24 protein-coding genes and 1 tRNA gene are annotated in these 26895 nt (G+C 37.9%); 11 read left to right on the top strand and 14 right to left on the bottom strand.

The genetic code is table 11. The features are described from left to right. Positions 1 to 110: 110 nt before the first annotated feature. The 4 genes from ACWITO_RS10825 to ACWITO_RS10810 are packed head-to-tail and all read right to left on the bottom strand — an operon-like array spanning position 111 to position 4155. Entirely contained in the window at positions 111 to 614 is a 504-nt protein-coding gene (locus ACWITO_RS10825) for a dihydrofolate reductase (protein WP_448530008.1), read from the bottom strand. Then, a complete protein-coding gene (gene fmt, locus ACWITO_RS10820) occupies positions 602 to 1516 on the bottom strand; it encodes a methionyl-tRNA formyltransferase (protein ID WP_448530007.1) in 915 nt (304 codons plus the stop codon). Before fmt ends, ACWITO_RS10825 begins: the two co-directional genes overlap by 13 nt. Further along, positions 1516 to 2853, bottom strand: coding sequence for a tetratricopeptide repeat protein (locus tag ACWITO_RS10815; protein ID WP_448530006.1), 1338 nt, complete (start codon positions 2851 to 2853; stop codon positions 1516 to 1518). Before ACWITO_RS10815 ends, fmt begins: the two co-directional genes overlap by 1 nt. A gap of 54 nt (positions 2854 to 2907) precedes the next feature. Continuing rightward, the gene (locus tag ACWITO_RS10810; RefSeq protein WP_448530025.1) at positions 2908 to 4155 is read right to left on the bottom strand and encodes an aminotransferase class I/II-fold pyridoxal phosphate-dependent enzyme; all 1248 of its coding nucleotides are present in this window, start codon (positions 4153 to 4155) and stop codon (positions 2908 to 2910) included. 214 nt (positions 4156 to 4369) lie between these two features. Here ACWITO_RS10810 and ACWITO_RS10805 point away from each other — a divergent pair, with 214 nt between their 5' ends. Both ACWITO_RS10805 and ACWITO_RS10800 read left to right on the top strand, forming a co-directional pair. Next, positions 4370 to 4765: an HIT family protein gene (locus tag ACWITO_RS10805; protein WP_448530005.1), complete on the top strand. Its 396-nt coding sequence runs from the start codon at positions 4370 to 4372 to the stop codon at positions 4763 to 4765. Positions 4766 to 4779: 14 nt separating this feature from the next. After that, positions 4780 to 5730, top strand: a complete 951-nt coding sequence (locus tag ACWITO_RS10800) for an acetyl-CoA carboxylase carboxyltransferase subunit alpha (RefSeq protein ID WP_448530004.1) — start codon at positions 4780 to 4782, stop codon at positions 5728 to 5730. 138 nt (positions 5731 to 5868) lie between these two features. Here the strand turns inward: ACWITO_RS10800 and ACWITO_RS10795 are convergent, their stop codons facing one another. Next, a complete protein-coding gene (locus ACWITO_RS10795) occupies positions 5869 to 6258 on the bottom strand; it encodes a hypothetical protein (RefSeq protein WP_448530003.1) in 390 nt (129 codons plus the stop codon). Between the two features lie 187 nt (positions 6259 to 6445). Between ACWITO_RS10795 and ACWITO_RS10790 the strand changes: the two genes are divergently transcribed. From ACWITO_RS10790 to ACWITO_RS10775, 4 genes are all read left to right on the top strand, one after another. Further along, positions 6446 to 7312, top strand: a complete 867-nt coding sequence (locus ACWITO_RS10790; protein ID WP_448530002.1) for a YitT family protein — start codon at positions 6446 to 6448, stop codon at positions 7310 to 7312. 101 nt (positions 7313 to 7413) lie between these two features. After that, positions 7414 to 8040, top strand: a complete 627-nt coding sequence (locus ACWITO_RS10785) for an RNA polymerase sigma factor (protein ID WP_448530001.1) — start codon at positions 7414 to 7416, stop codon at positions 8038 to 8040. Positions 8041 to 8048: 8 nt separating this feature from the next. Beyond that, entirely contained in the window at positions 8049 to 9074 is a 1026-nt protein-coding gene (locus ACWITO_RS10780; RefSeq protein WP_448530000.1) for a carboxypeptidase-like regulatory domain-containing protein, read from the top strand. 3 nt (positions 9075 to 9077) lie between these two features. After that, positions 9078 to 11450, top strand: a complete 2373-nt coding sequence (locus tag ACWITO_RS10775) for a tetratricopeptide repeat protein (RefSeq protein WP_448529999.1) — start codon at positions 9078 to 9080, stop codon at positions 11448 to 11450. A gap of 31 nt (positions 11451 to 11481) precedes the next feature. Here ACWITO_RS10775 and ACWITO_RS10770 read toward each other — a convergent pair whose 3' ends face one another. Next, positions 11482 to 13581, bottom strand: a complete 2100-nt coding sequence (locus ACWITO_RS10770) for a M1 family metallopeptidase (protein ID WP_448529998.1) — start codon at positions 13579 to 13581, stop codon at positions 11482 to 11484. Positions 13582 to 13703: 122 nt separating this feature from the next. Between ACWITO_RS10770 and ACWITO_RS10765 the strand changes: the two genes are divergently transcribed. Together ACWITO_RS10765 and ACWITO_RS10760 are read left to right on the top strand one after the other, a co-directional pair. Continuing rightward, positions 13704 to 14849 carry a hypothetical protein gene (locus ACWITO_RS10765; protein WP_448529997.1) on the top strand — a complete coding sequence of 382 codons (1146 nt, stop codon included), beginning with the start codon at positions 13704 to 13706 and terminating at the stop codon, positions 14847 to 14849. A gap of 207 nt (positions 14850 to 15056) precedes the next feature. Continuing rightward, positions 15057 to 16400 carry an alkaline phosphatase D family protein gene (locus ACWITO_RS10760; protein ID WP_448529996.1) on the top strand — a complete coding sequence of 448 codons (1344 nt, stop codon included), beginning with the start codon at positions 15057 to 15059 and terminating at the stop codon, positions 16398 to 16400. Between the two features lie 59 nt (positions 16401 to 16459). Here the strand turns inward: ACWITO_RS10760 and ACWITO_RS10755 are convergent, their stop codons facing one another. Continuing rightward, the gene (locus ACWITO_RS10755) at positions 16460 to 17641 is read right to left on the bottom strand and encodes a peroxiredoxin family protein (protein WP_448529995.1); all 1182 of its coding nucleotides are present in this window, start codon (positions 17639 to 17641) and stop codon (positions 16460 to 16462) included. A 136-nt stretch (positions 17642 to 17777) separates the two neighbouring features. Then, a tRNA-Lys gene (locus ACWITO_RS10750) sits at positions 17778 to 17850 on the bottom strand. Between the two features lie 73 nt (positions 17851 to 17923). Between ACWITO_RS10750 and ACWITO_RS10745 the strand changes: the two genes are divergently transcribed. Together ACWITO_RS10745 and plsY are read left to right on the top strand one after the other, a co-directional pair. Continuing rightward, positions 17924 to 18655 (top strand): hypothetical protein, encoded by a 732-nt coding sequence (locus ACWITO_RS10745; protein WP_448529994.1) that lies wholly within the window; start codon positions 17924 to 17926, stop codon positions 18653 to 18655. Positions 18656 to 18729: 74 nt separating this feature from the next. Beyond that, positions 18730 to 19377 (top strand): glycerol-3-phosphate 1-O-acyltransferase PlsY, encoded by a 648-nt coding sequence (gene plsY / locus ACWITO_RS10740; protein WP_448529993.1) that lies wholly within the window; start codon positions 18730 to 18732, stop codon positions 19375 to 19377. A gap of 26 nt (positions 19378 to 19403) precedes the next feature. On the opposite strand, the gene ACWITO_RS10735 is transcribed toward plsY, so the two are convergent. The 3 genes from ACWITO_RS10735 to ACWITO_RS10725 form a co-directional block, all read right to left on the bottom strand. Next, on the bottom strand, positions 19404 to 22094 hold the full coding sequence (locus tag ACWITO_RS10735; RefSeq protein WP_448529992.1) for a carboxypeptidase-like regulatory domain-containing protein: 2691 nt from the start codon (positions 22092 to 22094) through the stop codon (positions 19404 to 19406). Positions 22095 to 22192: 98 nt separating this feature from the next. Continuing rightward, complete coding sequence (locus tag ACWITO_RS10730) at positions 22193 to 22864, bottom strand: GLPGLI family protein (RefSeq protein WP_448529991.1); 672 nt, start codon at positions 22862 to 22864, stop codon at positions 22193 to 22195. A 278-nt stretch (positions 22865 to 23142) separates the two neighbouring features. Further along, on the bottom strand, positions 23143 to 23484 hold the full coding sequence (locus ACWITO_RS10725; protein WP_448529990.1) for a hypothetical protein: 342 nt from the start codon (positions 23482 to 23484) through the stop codon (positions 23143 to 23145). Between the two features lie 271 nt (positions 23485 to 23755). Here ACWITO_RS10725 and ACWITO_RS10720 point away from each other — a divergent pair, with 271 nt between their 5' ends. Beyond that, entirely contained in the window at positions 23756 to 24502 is a 747-nt protein-coding gene (locus ACWITO_RS10720) for a beta-ketoacyl-ACP reductase (RefSeq protein WP_448529989.1), read from the top strand. On the opposite strand, the gene ACWITO_RS10715 is transcribed toward ACWITO_RS10720, so the two are convergent. The 3 genes from ACWITO_RS10715 to trpS form a co-directional block, all read right to left on the bottom strand. After that, entirely contained in the window at positions 24499 to 25563 is a 1065-nt protein-coding gene (locus ACWITO_RS10715; RefSeq protein ID WP_448529988.1) for a VWA domain-containing protein, read from the bottom strand. The genes ACWITO_RS10720 and ACWITO_RS10715 overlap by 4 nt on opposite strands. Continuing rightward, entirely contained in the window at positions 25560 to 26150 is a 591-nt protein-coding gene (gene purN / locus ACWITO_RS10710) for a phosphoribosylglycinamide formyltransferase (RefSeq protein ID WP_448529987.1), read from the bottom strand. Before purN ends, ACWITO_RS10715 begins: the two co-directional genes overlap by 4 nt. 12 nt (positions 26151 to 26162) lie before the next feature. Beyond that, on the bottom strand, positions 26163 to 26895 hold a 733-nt coding region (trpS, locus tag ACWITO_RS10705; protein WP_448529986.1), incomplete at its 5' end, for a tryptophan--tRNA ligase.

The raw sequence follows: 26895 nt of genomic DNA, 5'->3' as shown, positions 1-26895 counted from the left end.
AAAGAAGTTGTGGTAAAAAATGATTAAGCCAAAAACTTCTATTAGCTAAACGCAAGAAAAATTTTTTTGTTTCAAAAATGTACCTTTTTTGAGCGAAGCAATAGAATTTTTTAGCCAACTCTTTCGTATTCAATAATATCAAAGGGAAATTCGTTGTTTTCGTTTTTAGGAAAAGAGGTACGGGTTACTTCTTGCCAATCTTTGGGAGAAATTTCAGGGAAAAAGGTATCGCCTTCAACGTGAGCCTTTACGCGTGTGAGGTAAATTTTATTGACAGCCTTCTTTTTGATAGCTTGTTCGTAAATAGAGCCTCCGCCAATAATAAAAATCTGCTTGCCCAAAAAAGTTCGGGCAAAATCAATGGCTTCATCTAAAATATTGATAACATAGCAATTCTCGTCAGCAACATCATAGTTTTTATCACGCGAAACAATGATATGCACCCGATTGGGAAGCACTTTGGGCAGAGATTCAAAGGTTTTTCTGCCCATAATAAGTACGTGTGAAGTAGTAAGTTTTTTGAAAAACTGCATATCATCTTTCAGACGCCAAGGGAGTTTGCCTTCCTTACCAATCACATTATTTTCCGAAGCCGCAACAATCAAACTAACCATTCCCGAAAACCATTAAGAAATTCTTGTGTGTTCATACGCTTTTTGCCTTCCAGCTGTAATTGCAGAACTTCTATCCAACCTTCTTGGCTCATAAAAGCAAGTTTATTTCCTTGAACGCTGAAAGAACCTATTTCCGCTTTAAGTTCCCAATCTAATACTTTTGGATTGATTTGAAAAATTTTGCAATATTTTTCTTTTAGCAAAGTCCAGGCAGTAGGGTAAGGAGCAAGCCCCCTGACGAAATTATACAATTGTAAGGCTGATTTATTCCAATCAATTTGGCAAGTTTCTTTGAAAATCTTGGGAGCGTGGCTTACCTCTCCCTTCTGCTCATAAGTTTGCAAGTTTCCCTTTTCAATCGCCTGAACGGTTCTAAGCACAAGTTCTGCCCCTTTATGCATAAGCCTTTCGTAGAGCGTTCCTGCGGTATCTTCAAAGTAAATGGGTTCTTTTTCTTGGAAAATGATGTTTCCTGTATCTATTTCGTGTTTGAGAAAAAAAGTGGTAACCCCTGTTTCTGTTTCTCCATTGATAATTGCCCAATTGATAGGAGCGGCACCTCGGTATTTGGGGAGCAAAGAAGCGTGTAAATTAAATGTTCCTAAGGGAGGCATTGCCCACACCACTTCGGGTAGCATACGAAAAGCCACCACTACTTGCAAATCGGCTTGCAAATTTTTTAACTCCTCAATAAATTCAGGACTTTTGAGATTGGTAGGTTGGAGCAAAGGTAAATTTTTGCTCAAAGCATAGGCTTTTACTTCCGACATCTGTAATTGTTTCCCCCTGCCTGCGGGTTTGTCAGGTGCAGTAATCACTCCTACAATAGAATACCGATTTTCTACCAAAATTTTAAGTGAAGGAACAGCAAATTCGGGTGTTCCCATAAAAACAATTTTCATCAAGATGGCTTACTTTGGTTGGCTTGGTTCAATTTCTCTTTCAGTTGGGATTGCCTGTAATAGAAAAACGCCGAAACTACCGCTAAAAATATAACAAAGCCTGCAAAGCCCCAAAAAATTCGGTTTTCTTGCTCTCGGATAGTAGCTTCGTAACGCAATTTATCTATTTCCTTCTGATATTTTTCGCTTTCATATTTGCTAGTAAGGCTATTGATAACTCGCAAATTCTCCAAATCGTTGAGTTGTTTTTCTAAAACATTGGAAGCAAGCAAGTCGGTATAAGCACTCTGAAAATCGCCCTTTTGGGCATAGATTTTTGAACGCTCCCTGAAAATGAGAAATAGCTCTTGCTTGGCTTGGGCTTCATCAGCAATTTCTAAGGCTTTTTCATAAAAACGCAAGGCATCGTTCCATTGTTCTTTTTCGCCATAAAGGCGTGCCAGATTGGCATAAGTATTGGCTAATCCTTGCTTTTCTTTGCAAAGCACAGCACTTTCCAAAGATTTTTCATAATATTTTTGTGCTTTTTCGTAATCTTTTTGGCTTTGAGCCAAAATTCCCAAATTGTTGAGGGTGCGTGAAATGGCAAAATGGTCTTGCAGTTCCTCGCTAATTTTCAAGGAACGATTGTAGTAATCAATAATTTGAGAAAAATCAGGAGTGGCATTTCCAGAGGTTTGCAGTTGTAATTTGAGCGAAGAAGCCAAATTATCTAAAACGCCTGCAATTTCACGCTTTTTTTTGAGTTTTTCGTAAATATTTAGGGCTTTGGTGTATTCTACAACGGCTTGTTTGTAGTCGCCGAGTGCATCATAAATAATCCCTGCGGTATTGTAACAACGAGCTTTGCCGTACTCATCTTGGTATTTTTCACGAATTTTCAAGGATTCCAAATTCAGCAGAGAAGCCTCTTTATACTCGCCCCATTGAAAATAAACATTGGCTAAACCACTTAAAGTTTTTGCTTTGGCTTTTTGGGCTTGCTCCGAACTATTTTTTTCAAGCAAATTGAGAGCTTGTGTATAATTTTTATACGCCTCCTGAATATCTTTGGCTTCACTTCTTTGCAAATAAGCATTGGCAAGATGGGTATGCGAGGAAGCCATTAAAATTTTGTTTTCAAGGGTTTGGGCTTTTTTCAGAGCTTCTTGGGCGTATCGGATAGCCTTTGGGGTATCAAAACCTAAAAATTCATCATTGAGTTGAAGTAAAATCTGGATTTGGCTTTCGGTATGGGCATTGGGTAAAGTATTTTGAAGGCTATCAATTTTGGAAATATCTTGAGCCCAAAGAGAAAAGCTAATCCATTGAAATAAAGCGATAAAGCGTTTTGTCATAGGTATATTTTTTAGCCCTCTTGCCAAAGACACAAGAGGGCTATGAAAGAATATTTAGACCATTGGAACGGCAATCGTATCGCCCGCATAGGCACCATCTTTGAGCTTTACGGCAACTTCTTCAAAAGCGGCAATAGTTTCAGCTACATCTTCCAAAGTATGCACCGCCGTAGGTATCAGGCGAAGCATAATTCTATCTTTGGGAATAACAGGATAAGCTACCACAGAGCAGAAAATATTGTAGTTTTCTCTCAAATCCATAGCCATTTTGGTAGCCTCACCTTTACCACCTTGGAAAAACACAGGAGTAACAGGGGAAACGGTTCTACCAATATTAAAGCCCTTTTCTTTCAGACCGCTTTGCAGAGCATTTACAATTTTCCAAAGATTTTCACGCAATTCGGGACGAGTTTGCAGGAGTTCCAAACGTTTCAAAGCACCTTCTACAAGTACCATAGGCAAGGTTTTAGCAAAAATTTGCGAACGCATATTGTAGCGAAGGAAATCGCAAACTTGGGCATCAGCGGCTAAAAATGCCCCGATACTTGCCATAGATTTAGCAAAAGTAGAAAAATAAATATCAATGCCGTCTTGTACGCCCTGATGCTCGCCTGTACCTGCACCTGTTTTGCCCATTGTACCAAAGCCGTGAGCATCATCAACCATAAGGCGGAACTCGTATTTCTTTTTGAGAGCAACAATTTCTTTCAGATTACCCGTAGTACCTTCCATTCCAAAAACGCCTTCGGTAATTACCAAAATAGAGCCACCTGTTTGCTCAATGATACGAGTAGCTCTTTGGAGTTGCTTTTCCAAAGATTCCATATCGTTGTGAGGATAAACAAAACGCTTACCCAAGTGCAAGCGTACCCCATCAATGATACAAGCGTGAGAAAGTGAATCATATACAATTACATCGTGGCGAGTCATTAGAGCATCAATCGCCGACATAATGCCCTGATAGCCATAATTTAGCAAAACTACATCTTCTTTGCCTACAAATTTGGCAAGACGTTTTTCAAGTTCTTCGTGCAAATCTGAGTTACCCGACATCATTCTTGCTCCCATAGGATAAGCAAGTCCCCATTTGGCGGCAGACTCGGCATCAGCTTTGCGTACTTCGGGGTGATTGGCAAGCCCCAGATAATTGTTCAAACTCCAAGTAAGCACTTCTTTGCCCCTGAATTTCATTCTTGGAGCTATTTCCCCCTCTAATTTGGGAAAAGTAAAATACCCGTGAGCCTCTTTGGAATGTTGTCCGAGAGGTCCTCTATCTTTCAGCAAACGTTCAAATAAATCCACAGCAGTAAAAATTTTTAGTGAAAAACCACGCAAAATTACAAAATTTTTACACAAATAAAGATAGATTGATGATTTTTTGTTAGAAGCCCCCAAATGCTCCAATCGCCATAAGATTTGTTTTTTTTGTGCAAAAGTGCTAATTTGGCGAAAATTTTTGAGTGGCTTTTTTGAGCAAAAGCAATATCTTGTAAAAAATTATCTAAAATCTGAACCAATGGCTTCTATTTTTAGTAAAATCGTTGCAGGCGAAATTCCTTGCCACAAAATTGCCGAAAACGAACATTATCTGGCATTTTTGGATATATTTCCCGTTAGTAAAGGACATACGCTGGTAATTCCTAAAAAAGAAATTGACTATATTTTTGATTTAGATGATGAAACGCTGGCAGGTTTGCACGTTTTCGCTAAAAAAGTAGCTTTAGCCATTCAAAAAGCTGTCCCTTGCGAAAGAATTGGGGTAGCGATAGTGGGTTTGGAAGTTCCTCACGCACACGTACATCTGATTCCCATCAATAGTATGGCAGATATGAATTTTGCCAACAAAAGAGCCGCTTCACAAGAAGAACTTGCCCAAGTGGCTGAAACTATTCGTAAATTTTGGAACAATTAAACTCAAAAAAATCAATGGTACTATTAGATTTTGAGCAACCTATTGCCGAATTGGAGGCAAAAATATTGGAAATGAAGCAACTCGCCGAAAATAGTAAAGTAGATTTGACTTCGGCAATTGCGGCAGTAGAAGAGCAACTCATCAACCTCAAAAAAGAAACCTACCAAAATCTAACACGCTGGCAAAGAGTACAACTTTCTCGCCACCCCGAACGCCCTTATTCGCTGGATTACATTGAAAATATGTGCGAGGAATTTATTGAACTACACGGCGACCGAAACGTAGGTGATGATAAAGCTATGATAGGCGGTTTCGGTAGAATTGGCGAGCAAACTATTATGTTTATAGGGCAACAAAAAGGCAGAAATACCAAACAACGTCAGTACAGAAATTTTGGTATGCCCAATCCCGAAGGTTATCGCAAAGCCTTACGCCTAATGAAACTCGCCGAAAAGTTCAAAAAGCCTATCGTTACGTTCATTGATACACCTGGGGCTTTTCCGGGCATTGAAGCCGAGGAGCGAGGACAAGGCGAAGCCATTGCCCGAAATCTGAAAGAAATGATGATGCTGAAAGTTCCTGTTATTTGCATAATTATTGGCGAAGGAGCTTCGGGGGGAGCATTGGGCATTGGTATTGGCGATAAAGTGCTTATGCTGGAAAATACTTGGTATTCGGTAATTTCTCCTGAAAGTTGCAGTTCTATTCTTTGGCGTAGTTGGGACTACAAAGAGCAAGCCGCCGAAGCATTGAGCCTTACTGCCTCCGATATGCTGAAGCATAAACTCATTGATGGTATCATTGAAGAGCCTTTGGGCGGGGCTCATACAAACCCACAGAAAATGTACGCTACCCTGAAAAAGGTGATTTTAGAAAATATCAAAAAGTTAGAAAAAATTGAACCTGAAAAGCGTATTGAACAACGCATTGAAAAGTTCTGTAAAATGGGAGTTGTGGTAGAGTGATTTTTTTGTAATGATGTAAAATAAAACTCACCCAAAACGCTTACACACCTTTGCCCCTTTTGGATTGGAACTAATCCATAAATATCCTGAAAGGGGCAAAATTTAATAGGCAAGCATAGCTTTTAAGGCTACAAAGTTTTACTGCTTACCAAAACTGATGCGTTTGATAGTTTTGTAAGTTAGAGCAACTCTTGGGGCTTCCGAATCTAAAAAACCTTCTTTGACTTCCAAGAAATTGCCATTTTGCACTACATACAAAGTAGTTTGCAAACCTCCCCAAAAGCCATAGCAGGCGGTGAGTGCATTAGACGGAATTTTGTAGTTTTTATCTTTGTAATTGGATTTGGGTATTTCCTGAAACCCTCCTGAACCATTCTTGATAAAATGTTTTCTACCATTTACTTCCAAAGAGATAGCTGTCTGCAACATTCCTGTATCATTTTCCTTGCTTTCAAATAGCCAAGAAATTTTTTGAGCCTCTACTGCAAAGCCCAAAAGAAAAAACAAAGACGCAAAGATTAGTTTCATTTTGATAAATTTTTAGCCAAAATAATAATTTACCGAAAAATGCGTATTCATTTTTTACAAAATATAGATTTTTCTTTACGAAAAGCCACCAAGAGCCTCAAAAACTTTCTAATGTTTGAACATAAATCAGGCAATTTTTAGTAAAATAGAAAATTATCACTTAATTTTGAATGAAACTCATCAATCAATGAAAACTCGTTTTGCAAACTTTGTCAAAAAAATACTGCTCATTGGTTTGGGAATTATTTCAGCGGGGTTTGGGCTAAAAGGTTTCTTACTACCCAATCAGTTTATTGATGGCGGTGTTACGGGAATTTCAATGCTGACAGCCAAATTTACTCCGCTTTCTTTGCCTATTTTGCTCATACTCATCAACATTCCATTTTTAGTTTTAAGTTTGAAGCAGATTGGGAAAGGTTTTACCATTAGCAGTGTGCTTGCTATTGTAGGTTTGGCACTTGCAGTGGCTTTTTTCCCTTATCCTACCATTACTTCCGACAAATTGCTTGTAGCGGCTTTTGGTGGATTTTTTTTAGGCGGTGGAATTGGCTTGGCAGTGCGAGGCGGGGCAGTTCTGGACGGAACAGAGGTGCTGGCAATTTATTTGAGCAAAAAAACAGGACTTACCGTCGGCGATGTGATTTTGATTTTCAATATTATCATTTTTTCAGTTGCCGCCTACTTGCTTTCTATTGAAACAGCTCTGTATGCCATTCTTACCTACCTTGCCGCTTCACGCACCGTAGATTTCGTTTTGGAAGGTATTGAAGAATACACGGGTGTTACGATTATTTCTAAATTTAGCGAGGAAATTCGTATGATGATCATTCACAAAATGGGCAGAGGTGTAACCATCTATCAGGGGAAACGAGGTTATACCCCCGAAAATACTCCACCTGCCCCGATTGATGTAATTTTCACGGTCATTACACGCTTGGAAGTAGCTCGTTTGCAATCGGAAGTAGAACAAATTGACCCCGAAGCCTTTATCATTATGCACAGCATCAAAGATACACGCGGGGGAATGATAAAAAAACGCCCTCACAAACATTAACGTATTGGAGAGTAGCAACAAGATATTAGACATCACGAACCCAAATTCGTTTTTAGAGGTTTTTTTTGCAAATATTTGAAAGTCAATAAATTTTTGTAGAAGTGGTTTTTCTTAAAACCAAAAAATATGAAAATCTTTCCGATGAAGCACTTTTGACGCAATTTCGTCAGAAGCAAGATATGAATTTGCTTGGCATTTTGTATGAACGCTATATGACACTCCTATACGGCTTGTGCCTCAAATATTTCAAAGACCGTGAGCAAGCCAAAGATATGGTAATGCAAATTTTTGAAAAACTTGCTCAAAAAGCCTCACAAACAGAAGTTAGCAATTTCAAATCTTGGCTTTATGTACTGGCTCGGAATGAGTGCTTAATGGCACTTCGCAAGAAAAATCAAATCTTTTTACAAGAATTTTGGTTAGATAGTGAAGAAGAAAATATGGAAAAACCTGCCTTTTGGCATCTTACGAGTGAAGACCCTGATGAAAGTGAAAATGCCTTGCAAATATTAGAAAAAGGCTTGGAAATGCTTTCTGATGAGCAAAAAATTTGTATCAAGCTATTTTATTTGGAAAAGAAAAGCTATCAGGAAATTTGCCAGCAGACAGGCTACGAAATGAGTAAAGTAAAAAGCTACATACAAAATGGCAAAAGGAACTTACGAATTTTTATGGAAAAAAATGGCTTTCAGTACATTTGGATTGTACTCTTGTGGAATATTTTGTAAGCGAACCAATGGATAAAAGCAAAAAACATATTGATTTTGAACAAAAATTAGAAAAGTTTTGGCAAAAAGGCTTTGATGAGCAAGAAAAAGCCAACTTTGAGCAATTTCTTTCAGAAAACCCTTTTGAACAAGAAGCCTTTGAAGGTTTGCAAAGTCTTGATAAAGCAACTTTCAAGGCAGATATTGCCGAACTTACACAAAAACTGCCTCAATACCAACGTAAAAATGTATCTTGGCGGGCTATTGCCGCTTCGGTTGCTATTTTACTGGGCATTTTAGGCATTATTGTATGGCTTTCCCAAGAAGTGAGCATAGAAACCCCAATTGCCTTAGAGAAAAGCGAACCCAACGTCAATCAGCATCAGCAAGAACCCAAACTAACTCCTCAAACAACAGAAGCACAAAAAAATATTGAAGAAAGGCAAAACTCTACGCAAAGAATGGAAATTCAAACTATTCGCCCTCCCAAAGAAACAAGTTCTGCTCAAAGAAACTACATAGACGGAACAGAGGCTCAGCCTTTGCAAAAGATACAGGAAACTCCACCCGAAATCAAACAAGATGATGCCTCTATTATTGAAAGCAGAAAAGAAACAGAAAAAAATGTAACTCCTAAGCAAGAAACCAGAGAAGTAGAGGAAATTCAGTCTGCTTTTGCAGAAAAAGATGATAAAAAAGTAAAACAAGAGCAAATTGAAAAAAAACAAAGAGCTACAAACCGCCCTCAAAAGTTCAAGGCAGACAAGGAAAGCCGAGCCTTTAATACTGAGCAAGCCGCAGGGCTAAACGCATCAGAAATTTGGCAAGCCCAAGTATTAGATGCCGTTACGGGTAAGCCTTTGCAAGGTGTGGTAGTATTTTTAGAAAAATCGCCACACACACAACTCACCACCGATAAAGAAGGCAATTTTTCTTTACAAGTTCCTTTGAATGAAAAAAATATCTTACATTTGCAGAAAAAGGGCTACAAATCTCTACAAGTAGAAATTCAGGACTTGCTCACTAAAACCTTTTACCTACAACCCGAAAAATAAAGTATGAAGTGGTTTTGGTTACTCTTGTGGAGTAATGTTATCTTTTCGCTTCAAGCACAGACTTTGGCTGAAGTTGAAAAGAAAATCTCAGAAAATACTCAAAAAGATACCAACTGGGTGCTTCTGCTTATCAGGGCGGGGGATTTGCACACCGATAACAGAAACTTCGTGAAAGCTCACGAGTATTTTCAACAGGCTCTTCAACACTCTCAGAAAATCAAATACACCAATGGGCTTATCAGAAGTTATTATTTTGAGGGCTTGGCTTATCGGAATGAAGGGAACTATAAACTTTCAGAAGAAAATCATCTCAAAGCCATAGAGTTTGCCCAAAAACAAAAAAACGAAGACCAATTGATGCGAAGTTATCTAAATTTGGGGAATACCTACCGAAATTTAGGAACTTATGATAAGTCTTTGGATTGCTATCTGAAAAGCCTTGAACTCTCTAAAAAACTCGGAAATAAACGTATTGAAGCCGCTAACTACAACAATATCGGTGAAATTTATCGTTTTCAAAACAATAGCTCTTGGGCATTGGAATTTTATGAGAAAGCCCTGAAAATTAGTCGTGAAATTAAAGATGAAAGGCAAATAGCTTCTAATCTGAACAACATCGGAATTATTTATTTCAAAGAAAAAGAACTCTTGAAAGCAGAAGAGTATTTGAAAGAAAGTTTGGCTTTGAGTGGAAAAATCAATAACAAGCGTCTGCAAATGCTCAATTATATCAACTTGGGCAATATTTTTCTTAAAAAATCAAAAGGCGATGAAGGTATAGAAATAACTATGAAGTATTTGAATAATGCCATTCTGCTTGCAGAAGAGCTGAAAGACCAGTACAATCTCTCTATTGCCAAACGTAATTTGGCAAGGTGTTATATGTTGCAAAAAGATTACAATAAAGCCGAAGAACTTATACAAGAAGCCTTATCAATTGCTGAAAAAATAGGTGCCCGAAACGAAAAAGTTGGTGGCTACTACGATATGATTTTACTAAAAATACAGCGAGGTGCAAGTATCAGAGATATAGTTGAGTATGAAATGCGTTACCAAGACGAACTTAACCAAATACAAAACGAGGAGCTAACAGCCAATATGGCAAAACTTCAAAACACTTACGAGTACAAACAAAAAGAGATAGAAAATAATCTGCTACGCAAAGAAAATGAAATCAAAAAATTGCAGATGTTGGAGGCTCAAATGCTTCAAAAACAGCAAAAACAAGAAAATGAGTTATTAGCTTCGCAGAACAATCTGCTTGTAATGGAGAATAAAATCAAAGAAAATGCTTTGGAAAAAGAGCGAATACTAAAAGAAGAAGCACGCATCAAGGCTGAAAAAGAACGCAAAGAAAAAGAACTTTTTGAAAAAGATGCTTTACTAAAAAAACAAACCCTTGAAAAACAGAGTTACCTGATTATTGGAATAGCCCTTATTGCAATTCTTACTGCTTTGCTTGCCTTTGGCTTGGGACGGGCTTACCTCAATAGAAAACGCTTTGCTCAAACGCTCCAACTCAAAAATAAAGAAATAGAACAACAAAAAGAAGAAATTCTTACCCAAAGAGATTTGCTTGATGAGCAAAATAAGCTACTTGCCTACCAAAAAGATGAAATTTTGGCAAGTATTCGTTATGCTAAAAATATACAGACCGCTCTTTTGCCTTACAAAAAAAGAGTTTTAAGTTTTTTCAAAGGTTTTTGGGTGTTTTATCAGCCACGTGATATTGTGAGCGGCGATTTTTACTATTTCATTGAACGGAATGGTAAAGCCTTTTTGGCACTTGCCGATTGTACAGGGCACGGCGTTCCTGGGGCATTTATGAGCAGTTTAGGAATATCTATTTTGGAAAATACGATTGTAGCTAAAAATATTACCCAAGCGGCTCAAATTTTACAAGAATTGGATTATACACTCTACAAATCTTTGAACCAAGAAGGAACAAACCAACAACAAGACGGAATGGAAATAGCTTTGTGCGTAATTGATAAAAATGAAAAAACAATTGAGTTTGCAGGAGCTAATCGTCCTGCATTTTTGGTAATAGATGACCAAAAAGTTCAGGAAATCAGCCCAAATAAGCAAGGCATAGGCGGAGAAAGAGCAAATGAATTACAATCTTTTGGTAGTCAGATAATTCATTTTGAGAAAAATTGCAAGATTTACCTTTTTTCCGATGGCTATCAAGACCAGTTTGGCGGCGAAAAAAACAAAAAAATGGGTAAAAGAGCTTTTCAAGATATTCTACTGCAAGCCATTCAGTTGCCTTTTGAAGAGCAAGAAAAGTTTTTACAAGAAAAATTTGAGTCTTGGAAAGGTAAAAATGAGCAGATTGATGATGTTTCTGTATTAGGTGCTTGGGTAGAAGCATAAAAAAGCCCTCGGAATGAGGGCTTTGGCATTTCTATTTTTTTCTTTTTCTTTTTTTATCCTTACCGCTTTCGTTTTCTTCGGCAGGTTGCTCTTTTTTAATCAAAAGTTCTTCTAATATTTTTTCTCTTTCTTCCTGCTTGCGTTTTTCTTCTCTCATTTGCTTTTCTTTGGCTTCTTCCTCTGCCTTACGTTTTGCTCCTATTTCGGGTGTCCATACATCATTATCTCCCGCTATATCAGGAAGTTTTTTATCAGGATCTATTTCGGCTTTAATTACTTTTTTGGTAGTATAAGTACGGATAGCTTTGATATTGGTTTTTTGCCAGATTTCCACAGGCAGGTTCATACGCGTTTTTTTACCGTCTTCTTCGGTTACCTCTAAAACAAGGGGCATTACATCACCATTATTTTTAATAACTACCACAGCTCCATTCTTGAAATCATCTTTGAAAGGGGCGACATTGGTAACTTCAAAATCTATGGTACCTGTGCCATAGAACCAAGCCTTCCAGAACCAGCCAAGCTCTTCGCCTGCGGCATTGTTCATAAAATTGAAAAAATCAAAAGGTTGAGGGTGTTTGAAAGCCCAAGTTTTGATGTAACTACGGAAAGCATAATCAAAACGCTCAGGTCCTAAAATGTATTCACGAAGCAAATACATACCAATACCCGGTTTGTAATAAGCTGTTATCCCCAAATTTCTGTCTTGTACTACATCAGGATACGTGCTGATAGCTTCCCTACGTGGATTGGTGAATAGCATTACAAGTTGGCGTAAATTATCAAAATCCCTTTCATTAAACTCTCCGTTATTGAACTCACGAGTGCTGTAAATATTGATAAAGGTATTAAAACCTTCGTCCATCCAAGGGTAAAGTCTTTCATTATTGCCCACAATCATTGGAAACCAGTTATGCCCAAATTCGTGGTCAGTTACGCCCCAAAGACTTGCCCCTTTGGAACGATAACTGCAAAAACTTAGTCCGGGATATTCCATTCCACCGATATTACCCGCAATATTTACTGCGGTAGGATAAGGGAACTCATACCACATTTTGGAATAATGCTCAATAGCGGCTTTGGTGTATTCGGTAGAGCGTTCCCAACCGCCACCTTTGGCATTTCTATCAACACTTTCTTGGGTATAACCTGAAATAGCAAGAATTTTTTTGCCGCTGGGCAAATTGATACGAGCCGCATCTACAATAAAGGCTTCAGAAGCACCAAAAGCCGCATCGCGGGTGTTTTCTATTTTATAGTGCCAAGTAATTTTGCTCTTACCCGCAGGACGCGAAGCTGGTGTTCCAACTTCATTTTCGGCAATAATATCTACGGTTTTGTCGCTATTGCGAGCTTGCTCCCAACGTTTAAGCTGTTCGGCAGTCCAACATTCAGCAGGGTTTTGCAAAGCTCCTGAACCTAAAACTACTACACTGGCAGGAGCAGTAACTTTGTATTCAATATTTCCATATTCCAAATAAAACTCTCCTGAACCTAAATAAGGCTCAACGTTCCAGCCTTTGATGTCGTCATACACACACATACGAGGAAACCATTGGGCGATGTTGTAAATCCAGCCTTTTGCCATTTTGATACGTCCTGTGCGGTCGGCACCGTATTCGGGTATTTCAAAGGAATAAGAGCCTTCAATATCAATTTTTCCACCTTTAGCTTTCAAAGGAGCATCTAAACGGATTTGCATACGCGAGTCGTCAACGATAAATTTCACAGGTTTGCCTGCGGCACGCAAGTTTTCAATTTTGTACCCTTCGGTGGCATCGGCACGGTTTCTGCTACCTTCTAAGGCTTGTACCAAAGTACCACGCGAATCGGCTTTGAATTTGTTTTGGTCTAATTGTACCCACAAGAAAGGCAGATTATCGGGTGAGTTGTTGGTATAAGTGATTTTGAAAGTGCCTTTGATTTGGTGTTTTTCAATATCCAACTCTACATTCAAAACGTAATCGGCACGATTTTGCCAATAGGCTTCGCCGGGCATACCGCTTGCCGAACGGGTAGGAGTAGCTCGAAAATCAAATACAGGCTCAAATTTTGACTGATTGTTTTGTAATTGAGCCATTGAAACTGCCGCCCAAAGGCTCAAAAACAGACTGCACACTATTTTTTTCATTGCTTCTTGGATTTTGTTTCAGAAAAATTAAACGCAATAATAACGCTTTTCTTGCAAATTCATTGCAAAAATGAATTTTTTTTCGTCTTTTTTCGTATCTTGCCAAAAAATCCTATATTTTTATGAAAAAACTTTTGTATGTAATCGCCATATTTTCTTCTTTACACGCCTCTGGGCAAAATGAGGTAGTTTTGAAAAAGTATTTTGACCTCACCAAAAACACTTACGACTCGCTTCAAATTTTGCAAAAACAATATTTCCAAATAAAATTGGAAACAGAAAAAGAAGCACGTACTTTATACGAAAAAAATACCGAAAGTTTGCGAAAAACTGCGGGGGCTGTTGATGCTCTGAACAAAAGTCTTTCGGCTCTGAAAGCATCTCTTTCGGCTACGGAGTATTTTTCGGCAGTTGCCGCCCTCAACAACCCCACCAACGAAGACTTAGGCTTTCGTTTGGAAAGTGAAATTTTGAAGGTGATAGATGAAAAAGTGTTGAAAAAAGCCAAATTAGGTACTAAAAAAATATCGCGTTTTCGTCAGATAGTTTCCAATATCATCAACAACCCCATTACCAATCTGATTACCAGCAATATCCCTGTGGTAAATTCCATTACTTCGGTAGTCAATTTGGTCAATCACACCATTATTGATGAAGACAGCGTTACACCAGACGACTTGAAGATTTTTAATCAAGAAATCAAGAAATATGTAGCTCATTACGAAAATTTGGCTCGTATTTCGTCAGAGCTTGAAAAGCAAAGTCAAGAGTTCCATATCAAAATTGAGGCAGTAGAAAGCTTGCTCAACGATTTTGTAAAAAATGCTACCTCCGACCTTTTTCCCGAAGCTAAAAATTTAGACAATCAAAGCACCAACGACCTGATACGTAGCTATTTCAATTATGCCAAAATTGATGCGACTATCAAAAACATTGAAAAAAAATACACCCAAGCAGGTAAAATTGATTATGTAAAAATTTTTGAAGACGGCAGGGTGCATTATTCCATAGTAGGCAGACAGAAATTAGACTTTCTGGGAGATGAAATTAGCCGAATAGCAGGCGAATATCTCAATTCTTTGGAAAATTATCACAAAAACCTGATAGAAACTTTGCAGAAAGCCAATGAACTTTCGCCCGACAAAACAAAAATTTCTCAAAAAATAGAGAGCCTCAACAAGCAATACAAAAATTTACGTAGCAGTTTTGAGCAAAACTTAGACCTCAAAACGATGCGTAGCCGTATTGCAGAAGTGCCAAAATACTAAAAATCAGCAATTTCTTTTAAGTTCAATTTTCAGAAAAGAAACAAGATTTTTTGAACAATTGATGTCAGATGCAAAAAAAATCCTTAAAGTCTTGAACGCCATACCTGAATTTTTGGAGCGTAAATAATTACAAAAACCAAAAAAATCATCTTGAATTAACACTTGCTTGATGTGTTTTGCTATTTTTGCAGGCAAACAAACGTTTATATGGTTATGCTGAAAAACTATTTCACCATTTTGCTCTCTTGCTTATGGATACAAGGAGTTTTTGCTCAGGCAAACCTTTTGCAATCGGGTCCTATGGTAGGATATTCGGAAATGAAAGAAGTTTTGCTATGGGTACAAACCAAAAGCAGTGCAAAAGTTAAATTTGCCTATTGGGAAAAAGGTAATGCAAGTCAAAAGAAATTTACAGACGAAGTAAGCACCAAAGCCGATGAGGCTTTCACGGCTCGGCTCGTTGCCAACCAAGTAGAACCGGGCAAGCGTTACGAATACGAGCTTTACATCAATAACCAAAAAGTAAGCCGTTCTTATCCTTTGGAGTTTCAGACACAAGTTTTATGGCAATATCGTACTGAGCCACCCAATTTCAAATTTGCTACGGGCAGTTGCTTGTACATCAACGATACCCCCTACGACCGTCCAGGCAAACCTTATGGAAGTAATTACGAAATCCTAACACGTATCTATGAGCAAAAGCCCGATTTTATGCTTTGGCTCGGCGATAATATCTATTTGCGTGAAGTAGATTGGGGAACAAAAACAGGCATTTTCTATCGTAATACGCATACACGCTCAACCCCCGAACTACAAGCTCTTTTAGGTTCGGTGCATCATTATGCCATTTGGGACGACCACGACTACGGACCCAATGACTCCGACAAAAGCTATCCACATAAAGATTTGACTTTGGAAGCTTTTAAGCTATTCTGGGGTAATCCGAATTATGGAATAGCCAATCCGCAAGGAAAGGGCATTACAGGTACTTTTGTTTGGGGTGATGTCCAATTTTTCTTACTTGACGACCGATATTTCCGTACCGCCAACAACAATTTCGCAGGAAATAGATGTATTCTCTGCGAAGAGCAAGTAGAGTGGCTCATCAATGCTTTGGCTTCCAGTCAGGCTTCTTTCAAGATAATTGCCGTAGGTAGCCAGTTTTTGAGCTTATCCAAAACCAAAGAAAACTTTATCAATTTCCCCGAAGAGCGTCAGAAAATTCTTGATGCCATTGTAAAAAATAAAATTTCAGGAGTTGTTTTCCTAACAGGCGACCGCCATTTCACAGAACTTTCCAAAACGAATACCAATCCGCCCATTTACGATTTGACCGTTTCGCCACTCACTTCGGGTACTTTCAACCCCGAAAAAGAACAAAACGAATTGCGTGTGCCAAATACATTGGTTACAGAACACAATTTTGCTTTGATAGAAGTAACTGGCAAACGCAAAGAACGTGTGATGAGTATCAAAATTTTCAATAAAGACGGCAAAGAGCTTTGGAAGCAGGAAATTCAGGAAAAAGAGTTGCTGTATTCAAGAAATTGAGTTACTCTCTCATCGTTCAAAAAAAGCCCTTATTGGATAAGGGCTTTTTTTGTGAAAAATTATTTAGAAGCAAATACTTCGTTTAGTGCTTGTTCTAATGCAGGTCCTCGTAGATTTTTAGCCAAAATTCTGCCGTCTTTGTCCAAAAGAAAGTTCATTGGAATTGCATTGATTTCATAAATAGGCAGAATCGCCGAATCCCACATTTTAAGGTCGGAAACGTGTGTCCAGGTAAGTTCATCTTTTTCAATGGCTTTGAGCCATTTTTCTTTGTCATCATCAAGCGAAACGCCTAAAATATCAAATCCTTTATGCTTAAATTTTTTGTAAGCGGCAACTACATTCGGATTTTCCATTCGGCAAGGACGACACCAAGCCGCCCAAAAATCTATCAGCAACACTTTCCCTCGGAAAGATGCCAAAGAAATAGGTTTGCCTTCGGGAGTGGGTAGCGTAAAATCGGGAGCAATATCACCAACATTCAGTCCTATTTTAGCAGGACGCAACTTATCCAATTCAGGAGAATGAAGACGACCAATAAACTCTATGAAACGCTCTCCGTGTTTATCTTCGGGCATTTGCTGGGCAACTTTATCAGCAAATTCTTTCAAGAAAACATAATCTTTTAGCAAATCTAAATGCTCTGCAAAAGCAATGGCTGTAAGAGAAGGCATACTGGCATTGAGCAAAGGATAATTTTTTTCACTCAAGTCTTTGTAAATCACCCAATCACGTTGTTGCAACAGCCCTTTCAATGAGTCTTTGGCTTTTTCATTGCTTTCTGCTTGCCAAAGTTTTTCCAAATTTACGTAAAGGCTATCTGTTTTGAGGTTTTGCTTGTAAGTGGTAAAAAAGCCCCAAAAGGTTTTGAAAAGTTCTTTATCTTTATCATCAGCTCCTTCCAAGAGCATTTCGGTAAGTTTTTCAGGATTGATTTTCTTGATTGTAAGATTTTTTTCCCCTGCTACCACCCACAAGGGCAAATCTTTACGTTCTGCAAAAAATATTCTGTAAATTCTTTTTTCTTTGGGTACTTGAAAGCTAAAAGTATTCTGTTGAATTTCGGTACTATCCAGCAAAATGGCACTATCCCAAAAATTTTCGTTGTGTTTTTCGGCATAGGCTAAATAAACTTTACCTTTAAGGTTTTCTGTTTCACCTGAAAGCGTAATTTTCTCATTTTTACAAGCCTGAAAGGCTATCAAAGAAACAATCAGAGCTATTGTTATGTAACGTTTCATTGGTTATATTTTTTTGTGCAAAATTACACAATTTTCAAAATAAATCAGGACTAAAATGAGATTTTCAGGATTTAGGATTTGATTTTCAGGTATTTTTGCAATAAAAAAAGCCCCAACATTGGGGCTTTTGGATAAGTGATCCCGCTGGGGCTCGAACCCAGGACCCCATCCTTAAAAGGGATGTGCTCTACCTGCTGAGCTACGGAATCTTTTGCTTTTTAAGAGGGTGTTTCCTAAATTGCAGTGCAAAGATAACACAACTTTAACAAATACTCCAAACAAATGTTGAAAAAAATTTTCTTTTTTTTAGTTTGCATCAATGGGCTACTTACTGAAAGCATTTATTGTCAGGATTTTAAGCAAAAAAATTTTCTTGCCGATTCGCTTTTTGCCGTGGGCAAATACAGCGAGGCAGAAGCCGTGTATGCCCAAATTTTAGGGGAAGGAGTATTTTCGGAGCAAAATGTTCTAAAGCAGGCTTTCATTGCCTCCCAACAGAAAAACTATGTAGCCTATTTGCACTATCTTAATTTGCTTTTACAAAACGAACCCAAACTTTCTACCGCCCAAAAAATCTACAATATTGCTACGGCATACGAATTGGAAGGCTACGAGGTGAGTGATAGCAAATGGATTTTACTGCTTTATTACGCCTATCATAGGTGGATTATTTTAGGGCTTTGCCTGCTTTTTTTATTGTGGTCTATTAGCTTTTTACGCAGAAAATATACGACTTGGGGAGCTTTTCAACGAAATGGTATTATTTTGCTTTTGGGTTTGGCTTTTAGCATTTTTTTTGTCAATTTTATTCCGAATATTAATGAGGCGATAGTAGCTTACAATCATACATATTTGATGAAAAGTCCTTCGGCGGCTTCCGAAAAAGTTGTAGTGCTATCCAAAGGGCAAAAACTGAATGTTATTGGCGAAAAAGATGTTTGGCTGGAAGTAATCTGGGGAAAAGAAAAGGCTTTTGTACGAAAAACACAAGTTTATTTTCACCCATTATTTTGATTTCAGGAAAAATTGATTTAACTTGCCATTCACTTTTTGTTCAAATTGGTTTAATATTAAACAACAAAGCAAGAATGGATACACTCGCAATTATTATCGCAGGTATTTTGGCTTATCTGGTAGGCTCTATTCCTACGGCAGTTTGGGTAGGTAAGCGTTTCTATGGCATTGATGTTCGTGAGTATGGAAGCAAAAACGCAGGAGCTACTAATACTTTTAGGATTTTGGGTAAAAAAGCTGGCATTTTTGTACTGACCATTGATATTTTGAAAGGTTTTGTAGCAACGCACCTTGCTACATTGCTTTTAGATTTAGACCATATCATTGCCTACGATTTGATTTATTATCAAATTGCTTTTGGCATTTTGGCTGTTATTGGGCATATTTTCCCGATTTATGTAAATTTCAAAGGTGGCAAAGGGGTGGCTACTATTCTTGGAATGGTCATTGCTTTGCACCCACAGGTAGCATTGCTTTCAATACTTGTATTTTTGCTGGTGCTGATAGCTACGCATTACGTTTCATTAGGCTCTATCATTGCAGGCTTTTCTTTTCCCACTTTCTTGATAACTATACCTGTTTTCAGGCAGAATAATCCTACTTTGGTGATTTTTAGCAGTATATTAGCGTTTTTGCTAATTATCACACATCGCAAAAACATAAAGCGTCTGCTATCAGGTAGCGAAAGTAAAATTTATTTGTTCAGAAGAAGAAAGGTATAGTGAAATGAAAATCCTGAAACTCTCTTTCACCACTTAAACTTCACCCTGCCCATTATCCAACGTCCTTGAAACAGTTGTGAAGAGCTTTGTACAGAAATATTAAAGGTATTGAGTTGAAAGAGCGTATCGTTATCCAAAAGATTGTAGATTTCCAAGCCTAATTGCAATTTTTTCAGTTGGTAAGTCAGTTCAGTATCAAAAAAGTAAAGTGATTGCTGTGCTTGTTGAGAGCGAAAATCTAATCTTTCAGCAGAGCAAGTCCAATGTAGTTTTTTCTGCAATCCCTGAAATACCCCCGAAATACGGTACGTAATGTTCCAATTTTCAGTAGAAGTTACTTCGGTAAGTAGCTTATTTTCCAAAATATTGTAAGAAACTTGTGCAAATGCTTCTAAATTAAAATATCCTTCAAATAAACTCCTGTACTGCAACTTACTAAATACCGACCTAAAAATATTATTCCCCAAAACAAAGTTATTAACTTGGTTATTATAATTCTGATACGTAAAAGCATTGAGCCAACGAAAACCCGAAAGCCAAGAATGTACGTACTTATCTAATGTAAGGCTCAATGTCGCCATTTCATTTTTAGGGAAAATTTGGTTTTGCATTATGGTAAAATCTTGTTCTACCCGAGAAGCTATGCCGTAATAATTGCTTTGCCTATTGTAAGAGCCATACAAAACCATACTTTGCAAGTGTTGTAAATCATCAAAGTTGAAAATAAAGGTTACACGATGCGTAGGAACAAAACGCACCTCCTCGCCCCCACTACGAAAATTCCTGTAACCTACAAGCCAGTAACCATTGAGCAGGTTTTGCAAAGTTGGGTTTTGCCAAGTGAAATTATATGAAATTTGGGAAAGAATTTTTTTAACTTTCCAAGAAAAACTTACGTTAGGCTCAATAAACGAAACCATACTTTTCTTTTCCTCTAAACCTATCCACTTATGTTTCCAGAACCAACTTGTGGCAATTGTATTAAAAGACGTAGGAAAATAGGATAGCGTTGTTCCAAAGGCATTTTCAGCCGTATGCAAATTGATTTGATTGCGGTAAGCAGGGTCAGCAAGTTCCTGTTCATCACCCCAAAGTTGATATAAAATTTTAGTAAAGCCCTCAATTTGCTGAAAATTACTCTCTGCCGTGAGTTTCAAAGTTACTTTGGGAACAATTTTTTCAATGTATTCCCCTGCAAATTGCAAAGAATTGCCTGGCAAGCGGTTGCTTTGGCGTACAAGATTGGTGTTTGTATCCACCTGCAAAAATGTATTAAAACGCTTGCTATAAAACGACTGCAAGCCCTCAATTTTTTGATTAGCCCAATGGAAATTCATCAAAAAAGCCTTTTTCTCACTGATACGACAGCTATATTTTAGTTCATTTTCTATGAGGCGATTAGTTTCCGAAGAAAGTTCTTGCAAGGGATCTGAACGTGGCGAAGTAGTAACATTGTACGTCAAAGCATTTTCATAGTCCCTTTTCAGAAAAGTTACTTGCAAAGTATTTTCCCAACGAGAGTAACCATTAGGCGTATGCAATAAGTACAGAGTAGTATGATGTTGTTGCGGCTTGAGAGTAGCTCCTTGATTTTCTTGTAAAACAAAACTATCCTCACTCAAACCAAACGTGGTAGAAGAATTTCTGAAAAGTTGGTTGCGGTCTGTGTAGAACTGGTAAATCAGCCGATAGGTGAGTTTATCTTTCCATTTACCGTAGTAAGTAAAATTGCTAAACAAGGTATTGTTCAAGTTAGAGCGTTGCTCTAAATTTTGTAACCAATTGAAACGTTGCGGAATGCCCGTGAAAGAAGGTATGAAAAAGTTTTTTTCCGATTTAGAAAGATTAGCCAAATTGACATTACTCATTGAAGTTACACTTTGCGAAAGCGTAAAAGGCGAGTTCCCGATGTTGTTTCCCTGCACAAGCCAAACCCATTTCTGTTTACTTTGCAGTTGAAACATATTATTATGCAGATGCCACTTCTCCTTTACACCTGCTCCGAGTGTAGTCTCACCGAAAGGACGGCTTTTCTTATTGTTGAGTTTGATGTTCAAGACGGTTTCTTTTTTTTCGGATAAGCCTTTCAGAGTTGGGTTATCAGAGTAGTTTTCAATGCCTTCTATTTCGCTGACCATATCGGCAGAGATATTCTTTGTACCGACTTTGTAGTCTTTATCAAAAACATTATCGCCTTCAATGAGCAATTTTTGGATTTGTTTTCCTTTGAAAAAAACATCTCCCTCTTCGGTTACCGATATGCCAGGCAGTTTTTTGAGTACATCTTCTAAGGTTTTTTCAGTGCCACTCCGAAATTGATCGGCTTTGTAGATAGTAGTGTCACCCTTTTGCTGAATGACAGGAATTTTTGTTGTAATAGTAATTTCTTGAATGCTATTATCATCTTTAAGCGTAATCTGAAAGTATTTTTCTTGTTCATTAGGCTCAATAAATTGCTCAAAAGGCTTATAGCCTACCATACGTACCGAAAGCGTATAGCCTTCGGGATGGGTAGGGGAGGTAATTTCAAAAACGCCATTTTCGTTTGTGCTTGTAAATTTGAGGATTGCCTTTTTATTGCCTGCATAAAGAATTACTTGTGCCCCTGCAACGCTATTTTGCAAGCTATCTTTTACGTCTCCTTTTATTTTGATTTCTTGCGAATAGAGATGATGCACGATTGCGAAAGCAAAAAATAAAATTTGCCCGAGCCTCATAACACTAAAAATATTGAGATTTGAAAAGCTAAAAGAAAGTAGTCGTTATAGCAAACGACTACCCATTTTTCCAAAAAAGCATTTGATGCTTTGGCGGTTTAATCCTCAAATTCTTCCAGTTCAAGTTTCATTTTTATATCTCCAAGGTTGATACCTTTGGATTTATAGTAGTTTTTCCTTTTGGTATTTTCTTCCTTATGTTTGTTCTTGAACTCCTCCCAAGTGAGTACGGGATAGCCTGTTGTCAGAAGTTTATTTTCTACTTTGAAGTTTTGAGTTTGCAGTTCAACTTTTTGGGCAATAAATTTTACCTCACCTTTTTCGTCCTGTGCTTCAAGGATAAGTCCGGGCAAACCGCACAGCTTCCAAGGACCATCAGGTATGGGTATTTCAGGGCAAAACCAAGCAATGTAAGTCCTACCTCTGAATGGTTTAGAAATTGCTTTGAAACATTCGTAGCCTTCTATTTTCTTTTTCTCTTGGGTTATTTGCCAACCAAAGTCGGGTAGTTTTTCTTTTACAACCATAGGTTGTACTTCAACACCCAAACTGCCACCATTCACTGCCGTTTCAATATCGCTAAAACCAAGAATGAAATTAGGTGAGTAAAGTTCTTTTTTCTTGAAATCTTTGAAAAAACTATACTTATCTTTGAATAAATCATCTTTCTTAACAGTCTGCTGAACACGAATATTTTTCTTAATTACCTCATTGCCTTGTGCATCTATTTCTCTGCCTGTTTCTTTCTCTTGTCTTGTTTCTTGTGGCATTTGTTTGGGCTCTTCCGATTTTATTCCCTTCACATCTGCTATTGAACAATCATTATCCCAAAATAGCGTGATTGTCCTTTGGCTTGATACATTCATATTCATAACTTGTAAATAAACTACCTTCCCTTTCTTAACCTGGTTTTGTGAAAAAATAGAAAAGGGAAGAAAAGATAAAAAAAAGAGAATAAAGTTTCTTTTCATATTTTTTTAGTTTTTAGTTTTACCTTACAAGGATAGGAAGCTATAAACTCAAATGAGTCTATAGCTCTTTTTTTATTCTAGCAACCTATTTCTATGATAACTGTTATAGGAATCAGCACTGGAAACGTTATCTCCATATCACCTATCACTATAATAACCTGAGCCTCTATTACCGCTTCAATTATTATTACAACACAGTTTGATGAATTGTCGCTCTTTCGCTTTTCTAACTTTTCGCTTATTATTTTTATAGAATTCACATCACTGATGTTGTAATTTGAATTTGAGACAGCATATTCTGTTACTATTTGTGCTAATTTTTCCCGAGAATAGGTTGGATTTACTCCTGAATTCGCAAACGCATCAATGCCTACCACAAGCATCAACGCAACAAGCAAAGAAAAAATTTTGTGTTTCATAAATTTTTCTAATTTTTTAAGGTGAAACCATTGTTTTAGATTAAGCGTAACGTTACGGCAAATCTTACACTGCCGGGGCTAATTGTAAGATTGCGTCAGCAAGTAAAAAAAAAAATACAAGTCAAGAAAAAAGTGAAAAAACTACAAGAATATGTTTCGCAAAACCTTCAACAATATACTTGCCTTTATAGTATTTTTGAATTAAATTTGCCCTCAATGGGGGGGGTACTTTGCAAGTACCTTTTTTTGTGAAACAAAAAAATCTGTTTGTATGCGTTTGAAAGACAAAGTTGCAGTGGTTACGGGAGGGGCAAAAGGTATTGGTAAGGCAATACTTGCTAAACTCTTGCAAGAAGGAGCCAAAGGTGTAATCTGGGACATCAATCCGCTTGCCGAAAAAACCGCCCAAGAACTGAATGGAACACCCGAAAAAGTCGTAAAGGCTTTTACAGGGGTAAATGTGAGTAATTTGCAAAGCGTAGAAAAGGCTTGCGAGGCTACTTTGAAAGAGTTTGGCAGAATTGATATTCTCATCAATAATGCAGGCATTATACGCGATAATAGCCTTCGCAAAATGACTGCCGAAGAATGGCAAGCTGTTATTGACGTAAATCTGACGGGGGTATTTAACTGCACAAGGGTAGTAAGCCCTGTAATGATTGAACAAAAATATGGCAAAATTGTCAGTATTTCGTCTATTGTAGGCTTTACAGGCAATTTCGGACAAAGTAATTACGTAGCGGCAAAGGCGGCTATCATTGGGCTTACCAAAACTTGGGCAAGAGAACTCGGTAAATATCAAATCAATGTAAATGCCGTGGCTCCGGGGGTGATTGATACCGATATGTTTGCCACCGTAAAAGAAGAGTATCGCCAGGAATTTATCAAAAAAATACCTGTGGGTAGAATAGGCAAACCCGAAGATATTGCCAATGCCTGTGCTTTTTTGGTTTCTGATGAGGCTAATTTTGTTACAGGGCAAACCCTTATTGTAGATGGAGGTGGTACGCTGGGTTAGTCTTTTAGTGCATTGTTCATAAAAGTAAGTTTCAGAGCAAGCCAAAGAAGCCAGAAAATCATTGCCCAAAGCAAGTAGATGCGGTAAAAATCTTTGGCTTGCGAATAGCGTATTTCTAAAACTTCCGATTTTTCTTTGGCAGAAATTTCGTTGAGCGTTTTTTCCAAACTTTGAGCATTTTCGGCTCTAAAAAATTCGCCTTGCGTATTTTGAGCAATTTTTCGCATAATTTGCTCATCTATGGCATTTTCGTACATTTGCGGCTTGCCGAAAGCATCTTTCCCAAAAGGCACTTGTGCCGCATAACTTGCCGTGATAATGCTATAAACCTTAATTTGCTCTTTTTGAGCAATTTGTGAAGCCTCAATAGGTGAAATTTTACCTGTATTGTTATCGCCATCGCTAACGAGTATCACTACTTTGGATTTGGCTTTGCTTTGGGAAAGTCGGTTTATACATACCGCCAAAGCATCGCCGAGAGCTGTTCCTTCGGCTTCTGTCATTTTGCCCTGAACTTCCTGCGTGAGCAACTTTTCCAAAAGTTCGTAATCGGTGGTGAGTGGCACAAGCGTAAAAGCCTCTCCCGAAAAAACCACTATACCAATTCTATCCTCATACAAACGACTTTTAATAAAATTTTTGGCTACTTGCAAAGCCGCTTGCAAACGATTGGGGCTATAATCCTCATAAAGCATTGATTCCGAAACATCAAGAGCTATCATCACATCAATACCTTCGGAATAGCGTTGTATTTTTTCATTTACTTTTTGTGGGCGAGCCAAGGCAAGCATCACGAGCCAAAGCACTATCAGCAAAACCGCATCAGGGATAAAACGAAAAAAAGTCCCTTTTTGTAAATTTTGCGTATTTGCAGGCAAAGTTACTGCCAACTTTTGCCGAGTAGGCAATGCCAAAAACCAACGCAGTAAAAAAAGTAGCAGGGCAAAAGGCATTGCAAAGAGCCAAAATGGATTTTCCCATACGTACTCGCGAAAGGTTTGAGGCAAAAAATGCTCCAAACGATACCAGCCTTCGGTTTCTATGAGAAAAAGGAAAATCATACGCTTTGGCTTGCCAAAATAGTTTGCTCAATCACCTTTGGAAAATGCTCATATTCTAAACTATGTACTTTTTGAGCTATGCTTTCGGGGGTATCTTCGGGTAAAACAGATGTTTTTGCCTGAAAAATAACTTTCCCCTCATCGTAGTGGGCATTGGCAAAATGAATAGTTATCCCTGTTTCCGTTTCTTTATTTTCCCAAACTGCTTGATGCACTCGGTTGCCATACATTCCTTTTCCGCCGTATTTGGGAAGCAAAGCAGGGTGAATGTTGATAATTTTGTTTGGAAAAGCCTCTAAAATGTTTTCTGGCACAAGCCATAAAAATCCTGCAAGTATTATCCAATGAATACGCTCCTTTTGTAAAATTTCCAAAATCTTGCCGTTTTCGTAAAAATCTGCCTTTCCAAATGTATAAGAAGGAACTTGGTATTTTTTGGCTCTTTCCAAAACGAAAGCATCAGCTTTATTAGAAAGGACACAGGCTACTTCAATAGTAGCGTGATTTTGAAAATAAAGAATGACATTTTCGGCATTTGTGCCGTTTCCTGATGCAAAAATCGCTATGCGTTGTTTGGTTGCTTTCATTTTTGCTTAATTTTAGGCAAAACCCATTACTTTTCTTACTCTTTGCAACGTCTGATGAGCCACTTCACGAGCTTTGGCTTCACCCTTTTGCAAGGTTTTTTCTAATAGTTCAGGGTTTTGGATAAATTCGTTAAAACGTTCTCTTTCGTTTTGAAATTTACTTTCAATAAGTTCTTGGAGAGCTTGTTTGGCGTGTCCGTAGCCATAACCGCCTTTCAGATAGTTCTGACGCATCTGTTCAATTTCAGCGGGAGAAGCTAACAGACTATAAATTTTGAAAACATTGCAGGTATCGGGGTTTTTAGGTTCTTCCAAAGGGGTGGCATCTGTTACAATTTTAGCAATTTGCTTTTTGAGTTCTTTGCTTGGCAAGAAAATATCAATGTAATTGTTGTACGATTTGCTCATCTTTCTGCCGTCTGTACCCGGTATAGTCATTACAGATTCGTTGATTTGAGCTTCGGGAATAACAAAAATCTCTTCTTGATAATGAAAATTAACTTTTTGAGCAATATCGCGAGTAATTTCCAAATGTTGTTGTTGGTCTTTGCCAACGGGTACAAACTCGGCATCATAGAGTAAAATATCCGCCGCCATTAGTACGGGATAATCAAAAAGACCTGCATTGACATCTGCAAGGTTTTCGGATTTATCTTTGAAAGAATGAGCATTGGCGAGCATCGGATAGGGTGTAAAACAATTCAAATACCAAGTCAGTTCGCAAACTTCGGGGATACGCGATTGG

This window comes from Raineya sp., assembly GCF_053497555.1.
Note: the sequence above shows the minus strand (reverse complement) of the source record. Positions and strands in the feature narration are given on the sequence as shown.

What these genes read in the sequence shown, in the direction of transcription:
- ACWITO_RS10825 (WP_448530008.1), bottom strand. Translation starts at nt 614, where the DNA reads ATGGTTAGTTTGATTGTTGCGGCTTCGGAAAATAATGTGATTGGTAAG.
- ACWITO_RS10775 (WP_448529999.1), top strand. Translation starts at nt 9,078, where the DNA reads ATGAAGTGGTTTTGGTTACTCTTGTGGAGTAATGTTATCTTTTCGCTT.
- ACWITO_RS10735 (WP_448529992.1), bottom strand. Translation starts at nt 22,094, where the DNA reads ATGAGGCTCGGGCAAATTTTATTTTTTGCTTTCGCAATCGTGCATCAT.
- ACWITO_RS10800 (WP_448530004.1), top strand. Translation starts at nt 4,780, where the DNA reads ATGGTACTATTAGATTTTGAGCAACCTATTGCCGAATTGGAGGCAAAA.
- purN (WP_448529987.1), bottom strand. Translation starts at nt 26,150, where the DNA reads ATGAAAGCAACCAAACAACGCATAGCGATTTTTGCATCAGGAAACGGC.
- ACWITO_RS10790 (WP_448530002.1), top strand. Translation starts at nt 6,446, where the DNA reads ATGAAAACTCGTTTTGCAAACTTTGTCAAAAAAATACTGCTCATTGGT.
- ACWITO_RS10780 (WP_448530000.1), top strand. Translation starts at nt 8,049, where the DNA reads ATGGATAAAAGCAAAAAACATATTGATTTTGAACAAAAATTAGAAAAG.
- ACWITO_RS10745 (WP_448529994.1), top strand. Translation starts at nt 17,924, where the DNA reads ATGTTGAAAAAAATTTTCTTTTTTTTAGTTTGCATCAATGGGCTACTT.
- ACWITO_RS10730 (WP_448529991.1), bottom strand. Translation starts at nt 22,864, where the DNA reads ATGCCACAAGAAACAAGACAAGAGAAAGAAACAGGCAGAGAAATAGAT.
- ACWITO_RS10725 (WP_448529990.1), bottom strand. Translation starts at nt 23,484, where the DNA reads ATGAAACACAAAATTTTTTCTTTGCTTGTTGCGTTGATGCTTGTGGTA.
- ACWITO_RS10795 (WP_448530003.1), bottom strand. Translation starts at nt 6,258, where the DNA reads ATGAAACTAATCTTTGCGTCTTTGTTTTTTCTTTTGGGCTTTGCAGTA.
- ACWITO_RS10715 (WP_448529988.1), bottom strand. Translation starts at nt 25,563, where the DNA reads ATGATTTTCCTTTTTCTCATAGAAACCGAAGGCTGGTATCGTTTGGAG.
- plsY (WP_448529993.1), top strand. Translation starts at nt 18,730, where the DNA reads ATGGATACACTCGCAATTATTATCGCAGGTATTTTGGCTTATCTGGTA.
- ACWITO_RS10760 (WP_448529996.1), top strand. Translation starts at nt 15,057, where the DNA reads ATGGTTATGCTGAAAAACTATTTCACCATTTTGCTCTCTTGCTTATGG.
- ACWITO_RS10770 (WP_448529998.1), bottom strand. Translation starts at nt 13,581, where the DNA reads ATGAAAAAAATAGTGTGCAGTCTGTTTTTGAGCCTTTGGGCGGCAGTT.
- ACWITO_RS10765 (WP_448529997.1), top strand. Translation starts at nt 13,704, where the DNA reads ATGAAAAAACTTTTGTATGTAATCGCCATATTTTCTTCTTTACACGCC.
- ACWITO_RS10805 (WP_448530005.1), top strand. Translation starts at nt 4,370, where the DNA reads ATGGCTTCTATTTTTAGTAAAATCGTTGCAGGCGAAATTCCTTGCCAC.
- ACWITO_RS10815 (WP_448530006.1), bottom strand. Translation starts at nt 2,853, where the DNA reads ATGACAAAACGCTTTATCGCTTTATTTCAATGGATTAGCTTTTCTCTT.
- ACWITO_RS10720 (WP_448529989.1), top strand. Translation starts at nt 23,756, where the DNA reads ATGCGTTTGAAAGACAAAGTTGCAGTGGTTACGGGAGGGGCAAAAGGT.
- fmt (WP_448530007.1), bottom strand. Translation starts at nt 1,516, where the DNA reads ATGAAAATTGTTTTTATGGGAACACCCGAATTTGCTGTTCCTTCACTT.
- ACWITO_RS10755 (WP_448529995.1), bottom strand. Translation starts at nt 17,641, where the DNA reads ATGAAACGTTACATAACAATAGCTCTGATTGTTTCTTTGATAGCCTTT.